25 protein-coding genes are annotated in these 21,545 nt (G+C 26.4%); 5 read left to right on the top strand and 20 right to left on the bottom strand.

The window, feature by feature from the left end:
• Positions 1-29: 29 nt before the first annotated feature.
• Both B5D11_RS08235 and B5D11_RS08230 read right to left on the bottom strand, forming a co-directional pair.
• Positions 30-1,358: an ABC transporter substrate-binding protein gene (locus B5D11_RS08235; protein ID WP_180376983.1), complete on the bottom strand. Its 1,329-nt coding sequence runs from the start codon at positions 1,356-1,358 to the stop codon at positions 30-32.
• Positions 1,359-1,493: 135 nt separating this feature from the next.
• Positions 1,494-2,789 carry an alpha-glucosidase/alpha-galactosidase gene (locus B5D11_RS08230; protein WP_078682561.1) on the bottom strand — a complete coding sequence of 432 codons (1,296 nt, stop codon included), beginning with the start codon at positions 2,787-2,789 and terminating at the stop codon, positions 1,494-1,496.
• Between the two features lie 144 nt (positions 2,790-2,933).
• Here B5D11_RS08230 and B5D11_RS08225 point away from each other — a divergent pair, with 144 nt between their 5' ends.
• Positions 2,934-3,764: an AraC family transcriptional regulator gene (locus B5D11_RS08225; RefSeq protein WP_078682560.1), complete on the top strand. Its 831-nt coding sequence runs from the start codon at positions 2,934-2,936 to the stop codon at positions 3,762-3,764.
• Positions 3,765-4,036: 272 nt separating this feature from the next.
• Positions 4,037-5,473: an MFS transporter gene (locus B5D11_RS08220; RefSeq protein ID WP_078682559.1), complete on the top strand. Its 1,437-nt coding sequence runs from the start codon at positions 4,037-4,039 to the stop codon at positions 5,471-5,473.
• Positions 5,474-5,594: 121 nt separating this feature from the next.
• Here B5D11_RS08220 and B5D11_RS08215 read toward each other — a convergent pair whose 3' ends face one another.
• The 3 genes from B5D11_RS08215 to B5D11_RS12745 all read right to left on the bottom strand — a co-directional run bounded on the left by B5D11_RS08215 (position 5,595) and on the right by B5D11_RS12745 (position 7,134).
• Entirely contained in the window at positions 5,595-6,152 is a 558-nt protein-coding gene (locus tag B5D11_RS08215; RefSeq protein WP_078682558.1) for a GNAT family N-acetyltransferase, read from the bottom strand.
• Between the two features lie 103 nt (positions 6,153-6,255).
• Positions 6,256-6,948: a deoxyribose-phosphate aldolase gene (deoC, locus tag B5D11_RS08210; RefSeq protein WP_078682557.1), complete on the bottom strand. Its 693-nt coding sequence runs from the start codon at positions 6,946-6,948 to the stop codon at positions 6,256-6,258.
• A gap of 24 nt (positions 6,949-6,972) precedes the next feature.
• A complete protein-coding gene (locus B5D11_RS12745) occupies positions 6,973-7,134 on the bottom strand; it encodes a helix-turn-helix domain-containing protein (protein ID WP_242942257.1) in 162 nt (53 codons plus the stop codon).
• A 198-nt stretch (positions 7,135-7,332) separates the two neighbouring features.
• On the opposite strand from B5D11_RS12745, the gene B5D11_RS12960 reads away from it, so the two are divergent.
• The 3 genes from B5D11_RS12960 (at position 7,333) to B5D11_RS08195 (ending at position 8,994) form a co-directional block, all read left to right on the top strand.
• The gene (locus B5D11_RS12960; protein WP_143327688.1) at positions 7,333-7,434 is read left to right on the top strand and encodes an iron-containing alcohol dehydrogenase; all 102 of its coding nucleotides are present in this window, start codon (positions 7,333-7,335) and stop codon (positions 7,432-7,434) included.
• Between the two features lie 134 nt (positions 7,435-7,568).
• Positions 7,569-8,213 carry a YczE/YyaS/YitT family protein gene (locus tag B5D11_RS08200; protein WP_078682556.1) on the top strand — a complete coding sequence of 215 codons (645 nt, stop codon included), beginning with the start codon at positions 7,569-7,571 and terminating at the stop codon, positions 8,211-8,213.
• A 235-nt stretch (positions 8,214-8,448) separates the two neighbouring features.
• Positions 8,449-8,994, top strand: coding sequence for a DUF6512 family protein (locus B5D11_RS08195; RefSeq protein ID WP_078682555.1), 546 nt, complete (start codon positions 8,449-8,451; stop codon positions 8,992-8,994).
• A gap of 516 nt (positions 8,995-9,510) precedes the next feature.
• Here B5D11_RS08195 and B5D11_RS08190 read toward each other — a convergent pair.
• From B5D11_RS08190 to B5D11_RS08120, 15 genes are all read right to left on the bottom strand, one after another.
• Positions 9,511-10,161: a hypothetical protein gene (locus tag B5D11_RS08190; RefSeq protein ID WP_180376982.1), complete on the bottom strand. Its 651-nt coding sequence runs from the start codon at positions 10,159-10,161 to the stop codon at positions 9,511-9,513.
• A gap of 233 nt (positions 10,162-10,394) precedes the next feature.
• A complete protein-coding gene (locus B5D11_RS08185) occupies positions 10,395-11,066 on the bottom strand; it encodes an APC family permease (RefSeq protein WP_078682554.1) in 672 nt (223 codons plus the stop codon).
• Positions 11,059-11,391, bottom strand: a complete 333-nt coding sequence (locus B5D11_RS08180; protein ID WP_078682553.1) for a PadR family transcriptional regulator — start codon at positions 11,389-11,391, stop codon at positions 11,059-11,061. Before B5D11_RS08180 ends, B5D11_RS08185 begins: the two co-directional genes overlap by 8 nt.
• Positions 11,392-11,816: 425 nt before the next feature.
• Positions 11,817-12,419 (bottom strand): FMN-dependent NADH-azoreductase, encoded by a 603-nt coding sequence (locus tag B5D11_RS08175; protein WP_078682552.1) that lies wholly within the window; start codon positions 12,417-12,419, stop codon positions 11,817-11,819.
• Positions 12,420-12,804: 385 nt separating this feature from the next.
• Positions 12,805-13,341, bottom strand: coding sequence for a glutathione peroxidase (locus B5D11_RS08170; protein ID WP_078682551.1), 537 nt, complete (start codon positions 13,339-13,341; stop codon positions 12,805-12,807).
• A gap of 172 nt (positions 13,342-13,513) precedes the next feature.
• Positions 13,514-13,948 (bottom strand): MarR family winged helix-turn-helix transcriptional regulator, encoded by a 435-nt coding sequence (locus tag B5D11_RS08165; RefSeq protein WP_078682550.1) that lies wholly within the window; start codon positions 13,946-13,948, stop codon positions 13,514-13,516.
• A 388-nt stretch (positions 13,949-14,336) separates the two neighbouring features.
• Positions 14,337-14,771 (bottom strand): DUF2975 domain-containing protein, encoded by a 435-nt coding sequence (locus tag B5D11_RS08160; protein ID WP_164850203.1) that lies wholly within the window; start codon positions 14,769-14,771, stop codon positions 14,337-14,339.
• Positions 14,772-14,941: 170 nt separating this feature from the next.
• The gene (locus B5D11_RS08155; RefSeq protein ID WP_078682548.1) at positions 14,942-15,304 is read right to left on the bottom strand and encodes a VOC family protein; all 363 of its coding nucleotides are present in this window, start codon (positions 15,302-15,304) and stop codon (positions 14,942-14,944) included.
• A gap of 1,309 nt (positions 15,305-16,613) precedes the next feature.
• Entirely contained in the window at positions 16,614-16,793 is a 180-nt protein-coding gene (locus tag B5D11_RS08145) for a hypothetical protein (RefSeq protein ID WP_078682547.1), read from the bottom strand.
• A 914-nt stretch (positions 16,794-17,707) separates the two neighbouring features.
• Entirely contained in the window at positions 17,708-18,580 is an 873-nt protein-coding gene (locus tag B5D11_RS08140) for a hypothetical protein (protein ID WP_078682546.1), read from the bottom strand.
• A 135-nt stretch (positions 18,581-18,715) separates the two neighbouring features.
• The gene (locus B5D11_RS08135; protein ID WP_143327687.1) at positions 18,716-19,054 is read right to left on the bottom strand and encodes a hypothetical protein; all 339 of its coding nucleotides are present in this window, start codon (positions 19,052-19,054) and stop codon (positions 18,716-18,718) included.
• Between the two features lie 436 nt (positions 19,055-19,490).
• The gene (locus tag B5D11_RS08130) at positions 19,491-20,162 is read right to left on the bottom strand and encodes a hypothetical protein (protein ID WP_078682544.1); all 672 of its coding nucleotides are present in this window, start codon (positions 20,160-20,162) and stop codon (positions 19,491-19,493) included.
• A 37-nt stretch (positions 20,163-20,199) separates the two neighbouring features.
• Complete coding sequence (locus B5D11_RS08125) at positions 20,200-20,478, bottom strand: hypothetical protein (protein ID WP_078682543.1); 279 nt, start codon at positions 20,476-20,478, stop codon at positions 20,200-20,202.
• Positions 20,479-20,626: 148 nt separating this feature from the next.
• Positions 20,627-20,749: a hypothetical protein gene (locus B5D11_RS12955; protein ID WP_278320345.1), complete on the bottom strand. Its 123-nt coding sequence runs from the start codon at positions 20,747-20,749 to the stop codon at positions 20,627-20,629.
• A 350-nt stretch (positions 20,750-21,099) separates the two neighbouring features.
• On the bottom strand, positions 21,100-21,492 hold the full coding sequence (locus B5D11_RS08120; RefSeq protein WP_078682542.1) for a hypothetical protein: 393 nt from the start codon (positions 21,490-21,492) through the stop codon (positions 21,100-21,102).
• Positions 21,493-21,545 lie beyond the last annotated feature (53 nt).

Raw genomic sequence — 21,545 nt, 5'->3', positions numbered from 1 at the left:
CGTCAGCCGTAAATTTTGATTTAAAAGTTTTAGTTAGTTAAAGCTTCATTATCTTTTATCATTTTTTCAATTTCTAATTGAGCTTTATCTAATGCTTCTTTTGGCTTTTGTGTACTAGCTTTTAATACATTATCTATAGCAGTTGACATCGCACCATTAGCATTTGGAGCTGTAGGGATTCTTCTTATAACATTAGTATATTTCATATTATCTATTACTGTTTGCCATGCTGGATTTTCTTTAAGTTTTTCATTTTCATTAGCATTTTTATTTATCATAACGTCTGCTTGCTCTAAAGCCCATTTTGTAGTTGCCCAATCATCTGTCATAAATTTAACATACTCTGAAGCTTCTTTTACATGTTTCGATCCCTTTGGAACTACAATTACAAATCCTCCTCCAATAGATCCCGTAGTTGTTCCTGAAGGTCCAACGGGCATTGGTGCTACACCATATTCCATATTAGGAGCATATTTTTTTAATGTAGCTATATAATTACATACATTCCCATATATGGCAACTTTTTCGGAGATAAAGGGATCATTTGCTCCACTCCCTTGTTGCATAAAAGAATTCCATGTATCTGTACCATATCTTTCTCTCCATTTTAACATCCATTCTAAAGCTTCTACATTTTGAGGCAAATTAGCAGTGGGTTTTGTTGGATTCATAAAGTCATTAACAGTTCTCCCTCCATTTGATAAAGCAATTGTATCAAAACCAAAGTTCCCAATCATAGGGTGGAATGTTAATGTTGTATATTTATTTCCATCTTTTTTGTCAAGTTTATCTGCTATGCTAAAAAATTCATCCCAAGTTTTAGGAAATTCATTTATTCCGGCTTCTTTAAACATTTTTTTATTATAAAATAATAATCTTGTATCTGTATTAAACGGAAGTGCATATATTTTTCCTTTATAAGTAACAGTATCCCATAAATTATCATAATATTTGCTTTCAATATTTTTAGGCATATATGAAGTTATATCTTCAAGTTGATTTCTTGATGCCATAACAGCAACAGCTTCTATTGGTTGTACTGCTACATCGGGAGGATTTCCAGCTGCTATTGAAGCTGTAATTTTTTTATCCATATCACCAAAAGGTACAAACGTTCCTTCAACTTTTATATTTTTATCTGCATATTTTTTATTAAATTCACTTAACATACCATCTATAGTAGGTTTCCTTTGTTCTGAACCCCAATGATGCCATAATTTAATAGTTACTGGAGTTGATGAATTATTTCCTTTAACATTGGCTCCAGTTTGTTCACTAGCTTTTTTACTACAACCTGATAGAATACCTGTTATCACAATAGTTGATAAAATAATTGACATTAATTGTTTTGTTTTCATTTTTATATCCCCCTCAAAATTTAGTTTATTAATATTTTTATATTTAAAATAAATAATAAGAACATATAACATTTTAAGTATATAAACTTTAACTAAGTTTGTAAAATTAAAAAACACTAAAATTTTATTAAATTGTCATTTATATGTTGGAAGATAGCCATTATGTGCCTTAATTAAATCATCACATAAATTTACTATATCGTCTATTGAAAGTTCTGAGGATGTATGTGGATCCAGCATTGCAGCTTGATAAATGTATTCTTTTTTTCTTGTTAACGCAGCTTCTATAGTTAGCAATTGAACATTAATATTAGTTCTATTCAACGCTGCACACTGTTCTGGGATATTTCCAACATAACATGGATTAATTCCATTTTTATCAACTAAACAAGGAACTTCAACAACAGCATTTTGTGGTAAATTAGTTATTAATCCGGTATTCATTACATTTCCATGAATTCTAAAAGGTTTATCTGTTTCCATAGATTCTAATATGTATGAAGCATACTCATTACTCCTTTCATGTACCAAATTTTTGTTATTTAAAAGATCTTTGTTTATCTTATCCCATCTTTCTATTTGCTCTTCACACATTCTTATATATTCATCTAAAGAAATATTAAACTTTTCTATAAGCTCAGGATATTTTGATTTTATAAAATATGGTGTATATTCTGATAAATGATTACTTGATTCAGTTACATAATAACCAAATCGTTTCATTATCTCATATCTAACCATATTGCCATGTGGTATAGGTCTTTCGAAAGCTCTTTTCTTTATTTCAGGATATAAATTTTTTCCATCTTTAGTTATCTCTAAAAGCCATGCCATATGGTTTATTCCAGCTATCTTCCATTGTACTCCTTCTGTATCTAACCCTATCTGCTTAAATAAATCCTTTACACAAACTTGTACACTATGACATAATCCTACAGTTTTTATAAAACTACCTTTTAAAATTGCTCCTGTTACAATAGCCATAGGATTTGAATAATTTATAAACAATGCTTCTGGGCAAACTTCTTCCATCTCTTTTGCAATATCAAGTACTAATGGAATAGTCCTAAGTCCTCTAAATATACCTCCAATGCCTATAGTATCTGCAATAGTCTGTCTAAGTCCATATTTTTTAGGTATTTCAAAATCTATTACTGTAGAAGGCTTATACCCCCCAACTTGTATCGCATTTATTACATAGTCTGCTTCTCTAAGCGCTTCCTTTCTATCATTATAAATTTCTATAGTTGCATACCCACCATAATTTTTATTCAAATTATTTAATATAGTTTCTGATTCCTTCAATCTTTGCAAATTAATATCATACAAAGCAATATGAGAATCTTTTAAAACATCTGTAAGTATACAATCACCTAATACATTTTTTGCAAATATAGTACTCCCTGCTCCTATAAAAGTAATCTTAGTCATCTTTATTTTCCCTTTCATAACATTTAGCTAGTTAATGTAAACGTAATCTTTATGTTTATATTTTACTTCAATGAATTATTTTATAAATAGAAAATTGTTATTAAAATATGGTATAATGTTGGATGAAAGGGGGATTATATTTAAATGTCTGTTGATGGATTTATAAACTTAAAACAAGATAATATAGATTTAACTTTACATTCTTGTGGTAAAGAAGATTGTAAACCTTCTCACTCGTATGGTCCAGCTGTCCGAGATCATTTTTTAATACATTATATTATAGATGGAAAAGGAATTTTTCATATAGACAATAAAACTTTTACACTAACTAAAAATCAAGGATTTGTTATTTTCCCTAACATTCTTACTTATTATGAAGCAGATTTTTTTAACCCTTGGTTTTATACTTGGGTAGGATTTACTGGATTTAAAGCTGAAACATATTTAAAACAAGCTAATATTTCCAGAGCTAATCCTATATTTACATATAAAAATGGGGGCCAAATAGAATCCTATGTCGATGAAATGATTAAATGCCAATCTCCTACTGAAGAAAATGAATTAAAATTACATGGATTATTATTTTTATTTTTATCAGAATTAGTTAAAAATGCAGATAAAAAAGATCTTACATTAAAAGATCATAAAGATATATATATAAAAAAATCTATACAATATATTGAAAAATATTTTGCCGATGACATTTCAATTTGTGATTTAGCAAAGTATGTAGGATTAAATAGAAGTTATTTAAGTTCATTATTTAAAAATTATGTTAATATGTCTCCTCAAGAATTTTTAATTAATTATAGAATTAATAAAGCTATCGATTTTATGTCAGTTCCTTCTTTATCTATAAGTGAAATTTCTCGTTCTGTAGGATATGAAGATCCTCTTGCATTTTCTAAAATATTTAAAAAAATTAAAGGGTTTTCTCCTAAAAAATATAGAGAAAATTTACTAAAAAAATTTTAAATTTTATTACTAGAAACTTTTATATTTTTTATAATAGTTTGCTCTAAATGATAATAAAAACTTAACAGTTTTTATTATCATTTAATTATTCAAACTTTATAAATTAAAATATAAAATAAAAATTTTTCTATAAATAATTTATATTTCTTACATGAATTTATCATATAAAAAAATAACTCATTTGGAATAAAACAGTTAAATAAAAATCAATTGAAAAATTTTCTCATATAATTTATAATAATTTTATTACAAAAAAATAAGGAGACGTAGATATGCAGAAGAAAAAAGACACATATAAAAATAGGTGGACAATTCTAGCCACAGTTATGCTTTTGACTTTCATGTCAGTTTTAGACAGTAACATAGTAAATGTTGCTTTACCTGTAATGTCTAAAGATTTGTCTGTAAGCATGGCTCAGATAGGATGGGTAGTAACCAGCTATTTAATAACTATTGTAGGAACAATATTAGTTTTTGGAAGATTAGGAGATATAAAAGGAAAAACACGTATATTTAAATTTGGTATAGTTGTATTTACCTTAGGATCTATGCTTTGTGGATTATCTCATTCTTTAATAATGCTTGCAATATCTAGAGTTATTCAAGCAATTGGAGCTGCAGCAACAATGGCAACAAATCAAGGAATAATTACCCATGTATTCCCTGCGAATGAAAGAGGAAGAGCTTTAGGATTAAATGGAACTTTTGTAGCTTTAGGAGCTATGGTTGGGCCATCATTAGGAGGATTTATAGCTGATAAATTCAGCTGGGAGTATATATTTTTAATTAATGTTCCAATAGGAATATTAGCTTTCATTCTAGCAATAAAAAATTTACCTAAATCTTCAAAAAATTCAAATGAATCCTTAGATATAAAGGGAGCAATATTGTTTGCTCTTTCAGTTATTTCATTATTTGGCTCTATTGTTCAAGGACAAGAAGTAGGCTATAATAACATATTAATTATTTTAGGTTTCATTTTATCAATTATAACTTTTATACTATTTATTATCTTAGAAAAAAATATTAAAGAACCATTATTGCATTTGGAACTTTTCCAAAATAAATTATTTTCTTTAAGCGTATTTTGTGCATTTTTATCTTTTATAGCTATAAGCACATCAAATATAATATTACCTTTTTATCTACAGGATGTAATTAAACTTTCACCATCATATACTGGATTGGTAATGATGTTTTCACCAGTAATACTTGCTATAGTAGCACCATTGAGTGGATATCTATCAGATAAAATAGGATCAGAAATATTAACCTTTTTTGGCCTTTCTTTAACAAGTATAGGATTATCTTTAATGGTTACATTAAATCAATATTCAAGCATTGTATTGCTAGTAGTATTTATTGGAGTAACTACTTTAGGCAATGGAATGTTTCAATCTCCAAACAATTCATTAGTAATGTCGACAGTACCTAAAAATAAGCTTGGTATAGCAGGAAGCATAAATGGATTAGTAAGAAACCTTGGTATGACAGTAGGAGTATCTCTTTCAACAACTCTTTTATATAGTATGATGAGTAGAAAAATGGGATATCATGTTTCCAGCTTTATAAACGGGCGAGAAGATGTTTTTATGTATGGAATGAAGTGGGTTTATGCATCTGCAGCAATAATTTGTGCATGTGGAGCTATTTTAACTGCTTATAGATTATATGGTTCAAAAGACAAAGAACGTAACAAAAATTCTTAAAATATGAATAACTAGGCAAGAAAAAACAGGGTTTTAAAGTTCCCTGTTGACAAGCCTAATTTATAATAAATTTATCCAATAAGGATATATATTTAGATATATTATTAATCCTTTTGCATTATTATTCTTTGTAATCTTCTGCAACAAGTCCATACATTGAATAATCACAGATCCCTTGGTTATTCCAATCTCCTTGTTTTATAGTCCCCTCATAAATTAATCCACATTTTTTCATGACCTTTCCTGAATTGGGATTTCTTGTATCATGCCTAGATTCAATGCGATTTACTTTAACTTCTTTAAAAAAGAAACGAATTAAAGCAGCAAGTGCTTCTGAAGTTATTCCTTGATTCCACCATTTTTTGCCAATGCAATAACCAATATGAACCATATTAATACGTTCATCTATCTTAACAACACTTATACTTCCAATTGGTTCATTTCCATTTGATTTTAATACAATCGCCCATTGATAGAAGGTATCATGCTCATATTGTGCAACCCATTCCTTTAATATAGATTCCGATACACTTACATCTTTATGTGAAGGCCACGTTAAATATTTCGTTACTTCAGAATCACTGGTCCAGTTTTTAAATATTGCTTCTGCATCAGACAATTCAAACCTACGTAATTTCAGTCTATTAGTTTCTAACTCCTTTGTGCCTAAATGATTCATTCTACACACACCCTATCTTGTTAATAAAATCCATACTTTACATTACTGTACTTTAGTTCATTAAAAATATTAATTCCACTTCTTATTTATTTAAAATATAACATTAAATACTATTGTTCTTCAATTTTTCTTTATATTGTTCAATAATCTGAACTCCTTGACTTGTTCCAATTCTACTTGCGCCAGCATCTATCATTGCCAAAGCATCTTCTATTGTTCTGATTCCACCTGCTGCTTTAATTTTAATTGTATCTCCAACACATTCTTTCATTAATTTTACATCCTCTATGGTTGCACCACCAGTTCCAAATCCTGTTGATGTTTTAATAAATGTAGGTTTTACTTTTAAAGCAATCTCACAAAGTTTTCTTTTTTCTTCTTCAGTTAAATAACAATTTTCAAAAATAACTTTGGAAACTACACCTCTTTCGCTACATACTTCTACGATTTTACTCATCTCTTCTTCAATATATGTCCAATTTTTATTTTTTACTTCAACAATATTTATCACATAATCTACTTCATCAGCACCTTTATCAATTACATCCTTAGTCTCAAATATTTTTGTTTCTATAGTGCACTGCCCTAGAGGGAAACTGACTGCAGCATCACAAAGTATTCCAGTTCCCTCTAAAATTTTTTTGCAAAATGGGACCGTTGCATTGTTGATTGCTACTGTTTTAAAATTATATTCTGCTGCCTGCTTGCAATGTTTTCTTAAATCATCGTTTGATATATACGGCTTTAATAAAGTTTGATCAATCATCTTTGCTAATTCTGTTACTGTTAATTTCATTCTAAATTCCTCCTTACATTTTAACTAACTGTGGTAGATTGCAGAATTTCTCAATCTACTACAAATCACTTTATCAAATGAGTAAAGTTCTATAAGCTGCCTTGAAGAATTCCGCTGAGTAGTATGCAAAACTTTAGCTGCTTTTGTTATGCTTTCTTCATGTGCAACTGCAAGAAAATATTTCAAAATATAAATATATATAGTAACGCCTCCATTATTTTTATTATATCAAGATAATCTATAAACAAAAAGCATAGAGTATGATACAATATAAGCATTTGTAATTTTATTTTTTTACAGCATAATATATATATATTTTATATATAAGAGATATCAACCCTAAACTATGAAATATGAAAAATATTAAATAATGGAGGATAAAAAATGAACAATTTTATTTATGACATCCCATTAAAAATTTATTTTAATGAAAATCAATTAGTACATATTGGTATTAAAAAATATTTTAAATGTGCTTATAAATAGTAAAAATAATATATTATATCAAATTAGCTTTATACAAATAAAAAAAGGCATCAATACTATTGATTAAATTTTCTTTTAATTATTGTAGTTTATATAGTATAAATATAGATGATGTTAAATTTAAGGGGGATAAAATGAAAATAAAAAGAATTTTAGTATGTTGTTTAATGATTATAACAGTATCATTTGGAGCTTCTTTAACACTTAAAGCAGCTATTGGTGTAGGTGCTTGGGATGCATTAGCTCTAACAGGAAGTTCAATTAATGGAATTCAAGTTGGTACAGTAGGAATGATATTTAATTTTATATGTATTTTTATTGAGTTGATAATATTAAAAAAAGATTTTAAAATTAAGCATGCTTTACAAATTGTTCTTTGTTTTATTATTGGATGCACAATAAATCTCTTTTTCTATGATATATTAGGTGGAATTGATTTATCAAACTATTTTGTAAGGGTGACAATCTTGATATTAGGTTATGTTATTAATGCATTTACAGTAGCTGTAATTATGTTATTAGATGTGGTAACCTTTGCATTGGAAGGTGCTTGTATGGCTATATCTAATAAATTAGGATTTAAATTCCATGTTTTTAGACAAGTAGTAGACATTTTATGCATCATTATTTCTATTATTTTAGCGCTCATATTTGATGTTCCTTTAGCAATTAGAGAAGGGACATTAATAGGTATGCTTATTTTTGGACCTATAATGGGCATATTTATGAAACTATTGAAACCAATATTCAAAAAATATAATTTAACTGATTATGCTTAAAAAATAATAGATAAATATTAGTAATTCCTAAAACAATGTATATTGAAAGAATAGAAAAAATTTAGATATGTTAAATTTCAAAATAACTCATAATTCTTTAACTTAATTATGAGTGATTTTTATGATGGTGTTAAATTTAATATTGCAATTTAAAACTTACAAAAATATTAATAATTAAGTTGATTTTACATATAATATAAAATATGTTACATAAATTATTATATTGGAGGGACTTATGAGATATAAAACAATGACACCATATGAAAAATGGATTATAAAAGGTGTTCCTGCTATTTTTTTAATTGGAACATTTATGCACTTTTTATATGATTTAAGTGGTAAAAATATAATAGTTGGTCTTATTGCTGCAGTTAATGAAAGCGTTTGGGAACATTTAAAACTGGTACTTTTGCCTATAATTTGTTGGTGGAGCTTTTATTATTTTATAAAATGTAAAAAATATAATATTGATAAAAATAAATGGTTTACTAGTGCTTTAGTAGCTGTATTAACAGCATTAATAACAATTCCTTTACTGTATTATTTTTATACTGAAGCATTTGGAATAGAAATATTAGCAGTTGATATTAGTATATTATTTTTAGCAGTATTATTTGGACAATTATTAGCATTCCATTTTTATAAATATTCAAAAGAAATAAATATATATATTACTATATGTATTTTTATATTTTTAATATTAGTTTTTATGATATTTACACTTTATCCACCACATATACCACTTTTTAGAGATAGTATAACAGGTCAGTATGGAATATGAAAACATGATATATTTTTTAGTAAAAAATAGTCGGTAAAAATGATTAAATTAAATCATTATAACTGAGTGTCCATTACCCATTAAGATTGTGTCAAGTTGTAGTGGGCACTTTTCTTTTGCAAAAAATTATCCATTATAATACATTTTAAAATTTATTTTCATATACTTTTATTTTGTAATTTAACATTTTTATTAGCTTATTAACTTCTTTCTTATATTGTACTGACCTTAATACACCCTGACTTTATGAAATGGATCTAGTTTAAAATATAAACCTTCTTCTCCTAAACTTTGTTTTATCCACATCTTCAACTTTAAAACCTATTTTTTTTTTTTTTGCACTACATTCCATATTGCTTATGTCTAATCTCTTGGTTGATTAACTCTTTAATATTTTTTGCTGTATTACTAAAGATGATCTATCCATTTTATGGTAAATAGTCATGCTTAATTTACTATCCCATATGTAACTCTCACATATAGCATCTTACTAAACTAAATAATCTGTAAATTATATTAAATTTTCCAGTACACATTATTAGGTAATCTACATAAATATCCTTCGTATTTTTCTATTATTTCTCCAGTTCGAATATCTCTAACTATTACATTTTCATTATACTCCGGATCTTCATACCATTCAGATAAATATAATTTATCTCCATCTCGAAATAATACTGTCTCTGTATCTCCAATTGCAATATTCTTTTTTTCTGGCCAAATAATTTCATAAAAACCATCATTCCCACTTCTTCCAAGTGTAAGTGGCATTATTTCAAGCTTTAAATTGTAACAATCTTTTACTTCTGATAATGATAATTCAGTAAGCATTTCTAATTTTTGCTTTTCTGGTATATATTTTAGAATATTAAGCAATCTTGTATTAAAATTAACAACTAAAAAATCTAATTCTCCATTATTCCATATGGGTTTCTCTATATATACATTTTCTTGCATTTTAAATGGTGAATATACTTTTCCATCAGGAAAATGAATTAAGTGACAATTTATCCCTGGAAAAACCTTACCTTTATTAACCATTTCCTCTGCTTCATATAAATCACAAAATGATACTTTACTTTCGCTACAACAATACCATTCATTTGTTCCTTCAATTTCTTCTGGATAGCAATTGGAAATACCATTAATTTTTATAATATTTATCATCTATTCTCATCCCCCTATACATCTATTGTAATATATTATACTACAAGTTTTTTTGATTATTTTCTGATTTATCAGTAAGATTTTCTAATCCCCAAATCATTCATTATATCTGTATATGTTAGCCTATTATTAAAAATAATATCACTTATAAATAATTCCAATATTTATTTTATTAGTATCATTATCTTTCTCTAATAACTATATTTTGTAGAAAATACTGATTTTTATAATAGTCAAATTCTTACATTTATCATTTTTTCAATAATAAAAAGGAATAAAACTATTATTGCTGCTAACCATATAGGAATACTCAGTAAAGTGGTTCTAAGATATATACTACTCATTATTATTACAGTAAAAATAACTGTAGCAATAAACCATATTCTCAAAAAAGAAATAATTTTGTTATGTTTATTTGCATCATTTGTATCAAATGCTTTTTTAGTAATAAACAATACAATCGCATTTGCTACTAAAATAATAACAAATATATTTACAATATCACCGACTGTTAAAATAAATTTAAACTCAGTTTCTTTTAAAATAAGACTACTTGCTAAGGTTTTAATTAAAGCTATAGCACCTAAAATCCATAATGCATTAAGAAAAATATCTACAAATTCAATGATTTTATCTTTTTTAGTCTTTTTAGGCATAGCTTCGATAATTTCGTCACAAATTTCCTTGTATCTACCTCCCATAACTTTTTGAATATCATCACCTCGTTGCTGACCATCTATAATTAGTTCAATAATATCTTCTCTTACAACTTCTTGATTATATTCTGTTAAATCAGAACCCCGTAAATAAACAATCATATTTGTATAAATTTCTTTATTATTATCAAAAATTTCCTTTTCCCTACTGTTATTTTTTTTAAATAATTCCTTTACTTGTTTATTCATTATCTTCACTCCCCATTAATAATTGATTAACCGCATAATCTAGTTCTTGCCAATTATCTTTAAACTGATTTAGCATAGAAATACCTTTTTCGGTTAAGTTATAATATTTACGTTTTGGCCCACTATTAGAATCTTGTAAAGTAGCTTTTATAAGCTCATTTTTCTGCAATCGCAAAATAATAGGATATATCGTTCCTTCAGATATCATACCAAATCCATATTTCTCTAACTGTTTTGAAATTTCATATGCATACGTCTCTCGTTTTCGAATTATTTCTAGAATACACCCTTCTAAAACACCTTTCAACATTTGTGAAGGAATCATAATAAAATCTCCTCTCTAGTATATTGCAATGCAATGTTTACTATATTGTATTACAATATAGTGTTTTTGTCAACCATATTTTCCTTAAATATTATTCTTGAAATAAATTGATTTTGTGACCATCTATTAATAAGATGGTATTTTATAATGATACTTTGGACAAAAAATAAATAGCTGATTCCTATTTGTAGAAATCAGCTTTAAATTTATTCATTATAAAACAATCCATCCAGTACATTCTATGATTTCCTGCTCTAAAATAAGCTTAAAACCACTTCATTGTACTCACTTAATTTTTGTACCTTTTAATTAATAGCTTTTTATCTAATTGTTATTTGTATATGCTGAGCTAATATACTTTTAGTTTTTATTTACTTTGATAACACAGCCAGTTACTAATAAAGCACAGGTAGGGATGTTAATTATTAAAACTCTCTTGCGAGTGTTTGAGCTTTCTTAATTGCATTTTCAATAATTTCTTCTACATTTTCACCAATAACATCTAACTTATCTGCTGCTATTGTAGTAATGTCAGTTATACCAAAGAAACCAAAAATAGTTTTTAAATACCTATCTCCCATTTCAAATGCTTCTCCTTCTCCTGAATATTCTCCACCCCTTGAGACAATATGAACAGCTTTCTTTCCTGTACAAAGACCAACCGGTCCATTTTCAGTATATTTAAATGTTATTCCTGTAACAGCAACATAATCTATATAAGCCTTTAATATTGCAGGACTGCCTAAATTCCACATTGGCGCTGCAACTATATATTTATCAGCCTCAGCAAATTGATAAGCATATTTTAAAATAGGATGTTTCTTGCTTTCTTCAGATTTAGGACCAAATACTGCTCCTAAATCTTCTATTTTTAAAAAATCTATATTTTCCTTGTATAAATCTAAGGTAATAATCTCATCATTGGGATTATTTTTCTTATATTCCTCTATGAAGCTATTTGAAATCTTAAATGTTCTTGATTCTCCTTCAGGTTTTACATTTGCTTTTATATATAATACTTTACTCATACTTTAATCCTCCTCAGTTCGTATTTATTCACTTTATAATATTAGCTTTGTTCTATAAACTATTCTCATTTTTAATACTCAACTTATTATTAACAAATACTCCCATTTTATAACTATATAAAATTATTTTTCTATGCTATCATGATAATAGACTTCCATACCATACATAAAATAGAGATATGATTTTATAAATTATATCTTTTTATTTATTATTTAATAAAACAAATATTTAATGTTTAATTTATTTTAAGCTATCCTTATTTCATAAACACCTTTTAAAAAATAGATCTTTTCAATAAAAATATAATAGTTAAAATCTACAGTATTTACTATTAATTATAACCATAATTTTAATTGATAAACCCAAAGTATTTTCCATATATAATTATTTTTGAAGTAATTCTTTAATAATTTCATCTAGTTTTTCTGGTTCATATGTTGGTGCAAACCTAGCAATAACTTTTCCATTTCTATCTACAAGAAATTTTGTAAAATTCCATTTAATATCATCACCAGACGTACTAAAGCCATATCCTTCTAATTTTTTATATAATCCTTCTGATGCTGCATCTTCCTCTGCCTTTGGTGCTTGTGCCTTTAGAAATTTAAATAAATCAGATGCATTTTCTCCATTTACATCAATTTTAGCAAATGTCTGGAAAGTTGTTCCAAAGTTTATTTTGCAAAATTGTGAAATTTCTTTATTATCACCAGGAGCCTGCTCAAAGAATTGATTGCTTGGAAAATCTAATATTTCAAATCCTTGATCTTTATATTTAGCATAAAGTTTTTGAAGTCCCTCATATTGAGGTGTAAATCCACATCCTGTAGCAGTATTAACTATTAAAAGCACTTTACCTTTATATTTGCTCAATGAAACTTCATTTCCATCTATATCCTTAACTTTATAATCATATATCATATTAATATCTCCTTTTTTATAAATATTTTTATATATCATATTAACTTTTTATACTCTTTGTATAATTTATCTATTAAATTTTCATATTTCATCTCCTTTAATTTATTAAAATTTAATTTTGTTAAATTAATTATTTTAAAAAATAAAGCTAAATTTTATATATAATTTAACTTTATTCTTCTATTAACTGCATTAATTCATCAAGCTGCTTTTTTAAATCAATAATTTTTTTATCATTGCCCTTTAATTTACAATACATTTTTTCTGGAACTTCAAGAATATCCTCTTTTAGCAGTTTTCCCTTTTCAGTTAATTCAACAGTAACTACTCTATCATCTTCTACATTTCTATATTTTATAACTAAACCCATAGCTTCCAATTTTTTAACCACAGGGGTAAGAGTTCCTGAGTCTAAATGCAGTCTTTTACCTAATTCCTTAAATATTATTTTTTCTTCTTCCCATAAAACCAACATAGTTATATATTGCGTATATGTGAGATTATATTTATCTAATATTGGTTTATATAATTTTATTACTTCCCTGGATAAAGCATATAATGAAAAGCAAAGTTGATTTTCTAGTTTAATTTTATCATATTTACCCATATACACATTCTCCATCAATGATTTATACAAATTTAATTGAATTAAATTAAATGTTAAATTTAGTTTAGTACATATATTTATGATTGTCAAGATTTATTTTTAATATACAGAATTTTTATGATTGATTTATGATAATATCCTAATATACCATTATTTTTATTAATAGCTCTACCATAATAATTAAAAAAGCACCAGTAAAACTGGTGCTAATAATATAAAAAATTTTAGACATTTTTAAAATAGTTAACAGAATTACATTTATCTTAGTTAAATTTATGTTAGATCTAAAAAGCTTCGTACACAAGATTTGTAGCCCTAGTATGATATTTACATATCCTTCTATATCTCTATTAAAAAGATTAATTAATAAATATTTATTGTAGCCTATCTAGCACTTTTTTTCTAAAATATCTGCAATCGCTGCTATACCTATGGGAAACAAATCTAAATACATTCCAAAAAAGATTAATCCTGGAGCGTCATCTGCATCTGCCGCCAAAAAAATAATCGGCATAGCACAAAAAACATACAATATACTGAACATGATTGCACTAAATCTTATTGCTTTAAGCCTTTTTGCCAAAAGTATGCCACCCTGATCAATGCCATTCAACAAAAGCCAAAATTGGAACAATGCAAAGAAAAAACAAATAGCTGCCAAGTATAAGCCAAAGATTATAGGATATTGTAAAAAAGCGTATTCAGGAAAGTTCTTTGCTATAGCTGTTCCAAAGGTAGGCAAGGCGAATATACTCACTATTACCCCTACAATAGAGGAAAGAATTATTATTATACGCAAAATTATTGATGAAATTTTATTCATATTAATTACGCTTCCTTTCAAATAATTCATATTTAAATTTTTATATAAAATACTTTTGTGCAGCATTTAAAATAGATTTATCCAATTGCTCATACCTTTCAATCGGATCATATTGCAACCATATGTATCAATATCTTCTTTGTAACGCTCTTTGCAATCCGTATATTATATTAAAGTTTTTGTCTCAGCTGTATAGATATTCCATTAGGATCATATACCCAAAAATAACGGCTTTTAGCATCCGGTGTTCTTATTTCAGAAGGGTTTAGTCCTTTTGACTGTATTATTTCATGCTTCTTATCTAAATCTTCTGTTTCAAAACAAATTGATAAACCTTTTCCTTCAAACTTTTGCATTTGCGGCATGCAAACTAATTCAATTTCTGTTTCTCCTTCTCCGTTTGTTAAAAATACTACTTCTCCTCCATTTTCCATTTTTATACGACGAGAAATAGTCAATTCAATAATAGTTTGGTAAAATTCAATAGATTCTTCAAGTTTTTCAACCATCAAAGTTAATTGTCTAAAATGCATAATATAATCTCCTTTTCATTATCAAATATTTTAAAGTCATGCTGTAGACTAATAGCATAATCATTATTCCAATATATAATGATAGTCTTATTAGTTAGGCATAACCTTGCAAGGTGTTATACCCCGTATTCTATCAGGAGGTGCTTTTTTTATCCTCTCTTATATTTTTTCATTACAGGAATACTCCTCAACTTAAGAATTTTTTGAAGAACAAAACATAAAATTATAGTTTTTTATATCTACTATATTGACATAAATTTAAAAATCATGCAAAAAGTTTAATTTTTTGTGTCTAAGATATTGACATATATCCATTTTAAATTCCTTATGCTCACTTATTATAAAATATAAATAGCATACTTATCTACGTTTTTTTCTTTAAGAAATATACTAATTCAAGTATACTCAAAGCTGCTAAAACACCAAAAATTGTATAAATAAATTGGACTACTAAACTTTTATACGCAAAAATATTAGCAGATGTAATACCAATAATTATACTTACAATAGTCTGAATTATTCTTTTTTTATTATTCAAAATACACTCACTCCTATGTTTTAATCAGTTCAATATACATTTACAATATAAAATAAACATATAACTATATATGTATATAAAATACATATTACCATTTGATTAAGTTGGGATATTAAACAGCTTGTCTTTATTGTCTTTATTGGTTCTTCTTGATTCTTATAATTACTCAAAAATCCACTGTCTATAAAGAATTTTTTTGCAAAATAATTTGCTCTTCCTTCTATTAAAGGAATAGTAATTGTCCTAATCACTGATATAGAAAGATATATCATATTTATAAGAAAATAAATATTTGACGGGATAGGATTGTTACTCTTAAAAACACAGTACACCCCAAAAATTATTAAGAATGGTGTTAAACATATTCTTGATATCATAAATAATAAAATAAGTATATTGTCTATTATTCTTATATACTTAGATTTTGAAGATATATAATGTCCAATTTCATGAAAACAAATAAATGTGTCTAGAAAAGTGTAATCATTCATTGCACGTATTGTTATGATATTTTTTGCTTTATTATAACTAAAATATTTGGCATTAATTATTTTTATTGGATTAACATTATAAAATTTAAACATATCATCACAATATTTTTCAATAATTCCTCTATCAAACTGATTTTCTATTCTTTCTGCTTTTTCATTAAAAGTTTTTTCTTTAACTTTTAACAGAATAAATAATATATATATTATTAAAAGTTAAATCCAATAATACACTTTCATTATAAAATAAACTCCTTTATAATTTAATAACTCTATACCTTAGCTATTTCTTATATAAAAAATCTGTATAATTCTGCTTTTTAAGTGCTTCTTCATCTACATTATATTCTTTCATTTTCGCATAACTATTTAAAAGTTTATTATAAAATTCTGCTTCATCTATATCAATTTTCTTAAAGGTATTTGTTCCCTTTGCTGCTTCATTTTCAGCTCTTTTTAGCAAAACAAATTGTGTTCATAATTTGTTTACAACATCCGAAGATCTTTGTAGAAATAAAAGTAATAAAATAATAACTATCCCAACAATATATGTTCCCATAAAACGCCCCTTATTATAATGTTTTTGGTGATATTTATAGTGGCTAAATAGAACTCCAATTTATAAATCTTTTTTGTAAACTTATAAATAACAAACTAGTTAAATTAACTATTAAAATAACAGTGTTGATATATACTATAAATTAATAAAACAGCTATCAGAAAAAGTAAAAATTGGCTGATAAAACTCCAGAAATACAATTGTTTGCTTAAATTTATAATTCCCTTATTGTCGTTCTTTTTAAGAAATTTTAAAGCTTCTAAACTTGCTAATATTTCATTTGGTAATACTATAAATAGCTTTACTAAAGAGGCAATTATGAAAAAATATAGCATAATATTTTTTATTAATAAACTATTTATAAAAATCATATTATGTTCTGTAAACAATGCCACTAAATCTATTATCACATATATAGGTATAATAATAACTCTATTAATAGCAATTAAATATTAGCATTTTTTAAATACAAGTAAAGTCTTTAAACTCTTATTTACTGTAACATAATGCCCTATTTCATGTAAAGCTGGTATTATATCTAACAATTTTCTTGATTCAAAACTTCTTATTTAGTTCTATTTTTTTGTATAGCTAATGCTTTCTTTTTCATGTGAAATTATAAAATTTAAAAAATTATATAAAATTTCTTCCATTAATCTTGAAATTTTATACCTATTACTAATTTTATTTCTAAATAACTCTTCCCTCTTTTCACTAATTATGACAATAAAATATTATGCTACCACCAATCTAAGTCCTCCATTTGTTGTACTTCCATCTAATAGAATTCATTCTTACTCTTTTTTAAATATATATTATCATACTCTTACTTTATATTTTCTATAGATGCTTTCTAATTTCTTCTTAGCAATAAGCTTTGTTTTATATATCGGTATAAAAAGCATTATAGGCACTACATCTATTGATACCCCAAAAGTACCCATCTTGCCATTAAATATAACTTGATGTATAAGTAATATTGTATATCCCATGGTAAATGTTGAAATATCAATAATAAATCTTTTTCTTATAAATTTATTGTTATTATAGATTCTACAAACTATTTGATGGGATAATTTAAATAATAAGTTAAATAAAAAAGCTATTAATAGCATTGTTACTAAAAAAAAATAAAAAAAATGTTCTTTGGCAAATCTTGAAACGAAAAGTAATATAAAGAGAGTAATCATCACAATAGTATTTTTTCCAGACAGTTCAATTGTTTCTAAAAGACTCTCCACCTCATCTTTTAACTCCGTCCCCATTACAAAAAAATCTAATCTCTTACATTTAAAATCCTCAATAAATTTATTAAGATCAACCTGCTTAATTGTCTCACATTCATCTTCTTTTTCATTTCTAACCATCATTAATATATCAATTTCAATTATTATATTAATGATAAAAAGCCCTGCTGTAGCCAAATTAATTCTGATTAGATTACTATTTAAAACTAGTGCTACAAAATGAATTATTAAAGTAACCATTCTAATTGAAAAATCAAATAAAGCATAGGCCTTTTGCTTGTTTATTTTTCTTTTAATAGATTCTTCCAAAAATATTGATGAAAATGCTAAAAACATATAAAGCAATACTTGTGGCACATAGTCACTCGCATAATACCTATGAATAAATATAAATATGTAAAATAAAATATTATATATAATTAATGACTTAGCTTCTTTTTTCATACTACCTCCGGTTTCATTTATAAGTTCTACTACATAAATTTATTTAAAAGGGCTGTTGGTCTAAGTAATTTATATACAATATATTGTATTATTTATTCTTAATTCGATAATCCTATTTGAATTATTTTACATTCACTACTCTATATCCATAGTTGGTCTCCAAGTAAATCCAAACCTTAGTCCTTTTCTAGAATAAAGCGCATCTACAACAGAAACAGCTACTGAACCTGCCACATAAGCCCCTAACACCGCTCCTGCTACTGCTCCTATTACTCCTCCTATTTCTCCTATCTTTGCACAAAACGCAGAGAATTTTGCAGTCACAAATGTTACTGCTTCCCAATAGGTTAATCCTAAAATTGTAGTACCTATGGGATTCAAAGCACAAGCAAGTAACACACTTCTTAATCCAGCATTACTAAGATATACGCTACCCCCATCAACATACTCCATTTCATCTCTGTCAATGTCCACAAAGCTCTCTAGTAATTGTAATTCATACTTTCTGTTTAATACAAATTCACTCATTTTTTATTCTCTTCTAATTTTATCATTTTTTACATATAAGATTTTAAATAAATTTTTTAAATGTATATATTAAAAGCATCAAAGGATGCCGCCTTTGTGCATAGAGCTTGTACTCATCAGTTGATTTGGAAACAGCTTCTTTTTGCGTTTCTAATTTACTTTTTTCCATTTCAAGCTGTTTTCTTTCATTAGTAAAGGAAAGATTTGTATTATAATATAAAAGAGAGATATATACGATAGCAAAAGTTTAGAGAATCTTATGCCTTGGTATAATAAGATTCCTGAAAGTATGAAAATTAAACTTATTAATTTACTAATCTCCCCTAGTAGTCTGTGCGAATGGAGATTCAGAAGTTAATTAAACTTCTTTATTAAAACTACGCTAAATAACTCCAAAAAGTACTTTATATATATATATAATCATAAATATCCAAGTTAACGAGTTCAATAATTGACTTACCAGTGCTAAAGACATTAATGTCTTTACATTTATTATATTTACTTCGTTATGTCTTTTACCTAAAAACTTTAATACGTAATAATCAGCCTTAACTTCATTGTATATGCCTACGGTTAATCTTATTATTGACGCTATTATGAATACACACATAAAGATTTTTTTAAAAAGTATTATACTTACTCTAGTCGTAGGATCAAAAATTTCTAACGCCGTTAATAACATTGCTGTGACATATGCTGGGATCACTACTATTCTATTAGCCATAAGTATAGGTAAAGTTGCCTTCGTTATTTTATTTAAAAAATAACTATTATTATTGTATACTATATAATGACCAGCTTCATGTAGTGCTGCAGTAAAGTATTCTAAGTTATTGCTAACTTCTTTTTTAATATAGACAATATTTTTTATAGGATTAAAAGAAAAATTATTTCCTTTTTTAATCTTAGGTACATCAATTTTATATTCATAGCACATTTCTTTTATATAATTGATAACTACTTCATAATTATTAATTATATATTTCTTCTTACTACCATATAACTGTAATATTAACATTGTTATTACAGTTAAAGCAAAAAACAAAATATACATGGCTTATCACTCTTCCCCGAATTTTATATCCAGTTATCTAGTCTTTTATTATATCTATAATTCTTTTAGTTACAGCACTAATGCTAATTCCAACAAATATTCCTAATAATCCAACTATATTACTTTCTTTAGTTAATTCAAGGCAAATTTTAACTAGTAAAACAGTTATAGTTACTCCAACCACAAAAAAAAACTTTGCATCTCTTTTACTTTTTATATTACAAATGTTCATTACTTTTTCTGCATTTTTTTTGTTCTGTAAAATATATTCTAATATACAAAATCCTACTATTAAAAATAGTAAATTATATATCATATTGAATTCCCCCCTCCACCATCTTACTTAAGATAGCATTTTCGTATTTAGGAATTTATTAATTTGAATACTATTTTAGAACGTTACTATAATTACACATCTTGCTTCTAAAATAGCATTCTATATTTTTACAAATTTAACCTGTTGATTACCTTCTTCTAACTGCAATAATCGGCCCTGCTATTGCAACAGTACTAAATGCTATGGCAGTAATCATTGCTATACCTTTTGGGCTCCAGACAAAAACTGCTGCTTGTAAAGCTCTACGCATGGTGGATTCTTGGCAATTACCCAGACTTTACTTCCACCAGTAAGCATTGTCCATCTTTACTGGATGTACAAATAGAAAAAGAGCTATCTAAGTATTATTTTACTCAAATAACTCTTGGTAATTTTTAGAACTTCCCCTAAGAACTTGCAGATATTAGGAACGTAGATAATCTTTCTGTGAGATAATCATTAAGTTCTTTTTATAAATTTACTTCCTGTAACACTAATAATAATTATTGTTGAAATTAATGCTATATTACTACTTAAAAATCTACTTAAAATAAAACATATACCTATTCCTATAAAGAATAGTAAAACACTTTTATAAAATATCTTCATTTTCATATTTTTTTACATCGCTAGAGTTATTTGATTATCAAATCCAGAAATTGCTCTTAACGTCCAATAATCTGCTAAATAAAATCTCATATTTACATAATAATAGTCTTGTTTAAGTAACCCATTTGATGCAACTGCTCCTAAAATACCTGCTAAACCTGGCACTACAACCGTTGATAATCCACCAGTAATTCCAGCAGATGCCAAAGCAGCTGTAGCAGCTGCTGTAGCTCCAACTCCAACTACTGCATTTATTACACTTCTAGCTATTCTGAATGTAATATCTCCATACCATCCATAATTTGCTCCGCCCCCATCAACATACTCCATCTCTTCTCTGTCAATGTCCACAAAGCTCTCTGGTAATTGAAGTTCATACTTTCTGTTTAATACAAATGCACTCATTTTTTATTCTCCTCTCATTTTATCATTTTTTTACATAAATGTATATATTAAAG

Source organism: Clostridium sp. USBA 49, from assembly GCF_900167505.1.
In the GTDB taxonomy this organism is placed as follows: domain Bacteria; phylum Bacillota; class Clostridia; order Clostridiales; family Clostridiaceae; genus Clostridium_AT; species Clostridium_AT prolinivorans.
The sequence above is the reverse complement of the archived record's forward strand: the minus strand, read 5'-3'. Positions and strand labels throughout refer to the sequence as shown.